1 protein-coding gene is annotated in these 235 nt (G+C 39.1%); it reads right to left on the bottom strand.

The features are described 5' to 3' along the window. Nucleotides 1-182, bottom strand: a 182-nt coding sequence (locus tag KSZ58_RS22400) for a helix-turn-helix domain-containing protein (RefSeq protein WP_009269611.1), incomplete at its 3' end; no start/stop codon positions are given. Between the last annotated feature and the right edge of the window lie 53 nt (nucleotides 183-235).

A 235-nucleotide genomic window follows, 5' to 3' on the forward strand; every position in this document is an offset into this window, starting at 1 on the left:
CATTCTAGAGAAAGTGTAGATTTATGAGAGAGATAACGGTGAGCACGGATTTCCTTACCTATCGTAGATTTATCTTTGCCTAGATTATCAGCAATAGCTTTTTTAGAGGAACCATTAACGATGCCGATCGCGATGACATTGCGATCGTCCTGAGTCAGATGTTTGTTTTTGTTCGTTGCCATATTCATCACCCTTTGTAATGTGTATGATAATAACCAGCGGTTACCTTCATCAT

The sequence above is a fragment of the Erysipelatoclostridium sp. DFI.2.3 genome (assembly GCF_019132535.1).
Lineage (GTDB): Bacteria > Bacillota_I > Bacilli_A > Erysipelotrichales > Erysipelotrichaceae > Clostridium_AQ > Clostridium_AQ innocuum.